Here is a 3,446-nt window from a genome sequence, read left to right on the forward strand (position 1 = left end):
CTGGGCCTGGTCGCGAAGACCATCGCGCGGGCGGGCTCGGACGCGCAGCGCGAGCGCTGGCTGCCGGGGCTGTGCTCCGGCGCGCTGCTGGGCTGCTTCGCGCTCACCGAACCGGACACCGGCTCGGACGCGGGCTCGCTCGCCGCGTCGGCCACGCGCGTCGCGGGCGGCTGGCGGCTGAGCGGCCGGAAGGTCTTCATCACCAACGGCACCTGGGCGGACGTCGCGCTGGTCTTCGCCCGCACCGGCGGTCCCGGCCCGCGCGGCGTCACCGCGTTCCTGGTCCCCACCGGCTCCCCCGGCTTCACCGCGCGCGAGATCCGCGGCAAGCTCGGGATGCGCGGCCAGGCCACCGCCGAGCTGCTGCTCGACGACGTCCCCGTGCCCGACGACGCGGTGCTCGGCGAGGAGGGCGGCGGCTTCGCGCTGGCGATGGCCGCCCTGGACCGGGGCCGCATGTCGGTGGCCGCCGGGTGCGTGGGCGCGGCGCGGGGCTCGCTGGAGGCCGCGCTGCGGTACGCGCGGGAGCGCGAGCAGTTCGGCAGGCCCATCGCCGGGTTCCAGCTGGTGCAGGAGCTGCTGGCGGACATGGCCGTGGAGACCGACGCAGCCCGGCTGCTGACCTGGCGCTGCGCGGACCTGGCCGACCGGGGCGAGCCGTTCCGCACCGAGGCGTCCATGGCGAAGCTGTACGCGAGCGAGGCGTCGGTGCGGGTGGCCGACCGGGCGGTGCAGGTGCTGGGCGGGTACGGCTACCTCGACGACCACCCGGTGGCCAAGCACCTGCGGGACACCAGGGTCACCACGCTGTACGAGGGCACCAGCCAGATCCAGAGGCTGCTGATCGGCAGGGCGCTGACCGGGGTCAGCGCGTTCACCTGAGGGCCGAAGGCCCGCTTGGGAGGCAAACGGATGGACTTCGCGCTCGACGAGGAGCAGACGCAGGTCCGGGACTGGGTGCGGGAGTTCGTGCGCCGGGAGATCACACCGCTGGAGCCGGAGGTGCTGCGGCGCGAGCGGGCCGGGCAGCCGGGGCTCACCGGCGACGAGCTGGCCGAGCTCCAGGCCAAGGCCCGCGCGTCGGGGTTCTTCGGCGTGCTCACGCCGCAGGAGTACGGCGGGATGGGGCTGGGCGCGGTGATGGCGGCGCTGCTGGAGACCGAGCTGGGGCGCTCGTTCGTGCCGTTCCGGTTCGGCGGGTACGCCGACAACATCCTGTTCCACGGCAACGAGGAGCAGAAGGAGCGCTACCTGCTGCCGACCATCTCCGGCGAGCGGGTGTCGTGCTTCGCGATCACCGAGCCGGGCGCGGGGTCGGACGCGAAGGCGATCCGGACGTCCGCGCGCCGCGACGGCGACGACTGGGTGATCAGCGGCGAGAAGACGTTCATCACCGGCGGGCACGAGGCGGACTTCACCATGGTGTTCGCGGTGACCGACCGGGAGAGGGGCGCCGACGGCGGCGTCACCTGCTTCCTGGTGGACCGGGACATGGGGTGGCGCTCGGAGCCGATCTCCACGATGGGCCAGTGGGGTCCGGCGGCGCTGGTGTTCGACGAGGTGCGGGTGCCGTCGGAGAACGTGCTGGGCGAGGTCGGCGGCGGGTTCCGGCTGGCCATGCAGTGGATCGGGCAGGGGCGGTACCTGCTGCCCGCGCGGGCGCTCGGGTCCTGCGAGCGGCTGGTGGAGATGGCGGTCGAGCAGGCCAGGAACCGGGTCACGTTCGGCAAGCCCATCGCCGAGTACCAGGCGATCCAGTGGATGATCGCCGACTCCGCGGTGGAGGTGGAGGCGCTGCGGTGGCTGGTGCTGCACGCGGCGTGGCTGGTCGACCAGGGCGTGGACTCGCGGCACGCGCAGTCGATCGCGAAGCTGTACGGCGGGGTGAAGGCGAACGAGATCGTGGACCGGGTGCTCCAGATCCACGGCGGCATGGGGTACACGCGGGAGCTGCCGGTGGAGCGGTGGTACCGGGAGCTGCGGCTGCTGCGGATCTACGAGGGCACGGACGAGATCCAGCGGCGCACGATCGCGCGGAACCTGCTGAAGGGGCACGCGAAGGTCACCGGCTCGCTGGGGTGACGGCAGTTCGCTGGGTGACGGCGGCCCGCTGGGTGACGCAGGCGGGCGGGTGACCCGGCGGGTGGATGAGCGGCGGGCGGGCCGGGGGCGGTTCGCCCGCGCTCCCGCCCGGTGACCCGGCTCCGGGTCCCGCCCCCTGGGCTCAGCTCCGGGGGCTCAGCTCCGGGGCTCGGCCCCGACCTCGGCGACCAGCTGCACCCGCACCCGCTCCAGGTGCGCCCGCATGACCTCGGCGGCCCGCGCGCCGTCACCGGCCTCGACCGCGTCGACCAGTGCCTCGTGGTCGTCCAGCGACGCGGTCTGGTGCGGCGGGTCGTCGCGCAGCGCGCTGCGCAGCAGCACCACCCGCTGCTGGACCAGCCGCACCTGCTCGGCGATCCGGGGGCTGGCGGCGGCGTCCAGCAGGGCGTTGTGGAAGGCCAGGTCCAGCCGGTGCGGGAACCGCTCGCCCGCCCGGTGGCTGCGCCGGGACTCGGCGCACACGGCGCGCATCGCGGTCACGTCCGCCTCGGAGCGCCGGGCCGCGGCGAGACCGGCGGCGGCGCACTCCAGGGCCGTGCGCAGCTCGAACAGCAGGGTGACCTCGGTGGCGTCGGCCACGGGCACGTACGCGCCCCGGTTCGGGACGAGCACCAGCAGCCCCTCGGACGCCAGCTGGCGGATCGCCTCGCGCACCGGCCCCCGGCTGATGCCCAGCCTCGCCGCCAGCTCGACCTCGTTGACCCGCTGACCCGCGGACACCTCACCCGACAGGACGATCTCGCGCAGGGCGTCCACGGTCTGCCCGGTGAGCCCCAGCGGGATCGGCGGTGTCACGGAAGTCTCTCTAGCACATCGCCCTCCCGTGCTGTTAACTGCCAACAGTTGACAGCTTGGGCCGGACGGCCCAGCGAGGAGGGCGGGACATGGCGCACGAGCTGGTCGCCGAGGTGTGGCGCGGCGATTTCCTGGAGTCGGTGCACCACGGCTCGGTCGTCGCCCTGGACCCGTCCGGGACGGCGGTGCTCTCGGTCGGCTCGCCCGACGAGGTCTGCTACCCCCGGTCCTCGAACAAGCCGGTGCAGGCGCTCGCGATGCTGCGCAACGGCCTCGACCTGGACCGCGAGCTGCTCGCGCTGGCCTGCGCCAGCCACTCCGGCGAGGACTTCCACGTCGACGGCGTGCGGCGGATCCTGGCGGGCGCCGGCCTCGGGTTCGACGACCTGCGCTGCACGCCCGGCCTGCCGATCGGCGAGCGCGCCCTGGTCGCGCACCACGCGCTGGGCCGGGGCGCCGAGCCGAGGTACATGAACTGCTCGGGCAAGCACGCGGCGATGCTGGCGACCTGCGCGGCCAACGGCTGGTCCACCGCCGACTACCTCGAC

4 protein-coding genes are annotated in these 3,446 nt (G+C 74.3%); 3 read left to right on the forward strand and 1 reads right to left on the reverse strand.

Features of this window, described 5'->3' with window-relative positions; all coding sequences use genetic code 11:
* Positions 1-882: acyl-CoA dehydrogenase family protein (locus tag ACTUAL_RS07925; RefSeq protein ID WP_440899790.1), on the forward strand; the 882-nt coding region annotated here is incomplete at its 5' end.
* Between the two features lie 30 nt (positions 883-912).
* Entirely contained in the window at positions 913-2,082 is a 1,170-nt protein-coding gene (locus tag ACTUAL_RS07930; RefSeq protein WP_015800407.1) for an acyl-CoA dehydrogenase family protein, read from the forward strand.
* Between the two features lie 156 nt (positions 2,083-2,238).
* On the opposite strand, the gene ACTUAL_RS07935 is transcribed toward ACTUAL_RS07930, so the two are convergent.
* Positions 2,239-2,898: a GntR family transcriptional regulator gene (locus ACTUAL_RS07935; protein WP_096492158.1), complete on the reverse strand. Its 660-nt coding sequence runs from the start codon at positions 2,896-2,898 to the stop codon at positions 2,239-2,241.
* Positions 2,899-2,987: 89 nt separating this feature from the next.
* Between ACTUAL_RS07935 and ACTUAL_RS07940 the strand changes: the two genes are divergently transcribed.
* A partial coding sequence (locus ACTUAL_RS07940) for an asparaginase (protein ID WP_440899791.1) occupies positions 2,988-3,446 on the forward strand: 459 nt, incomplete at its 3' end.

The sequence above is a fragment of the Actinosynnema sp. genome (assembly GCF_052038725.1).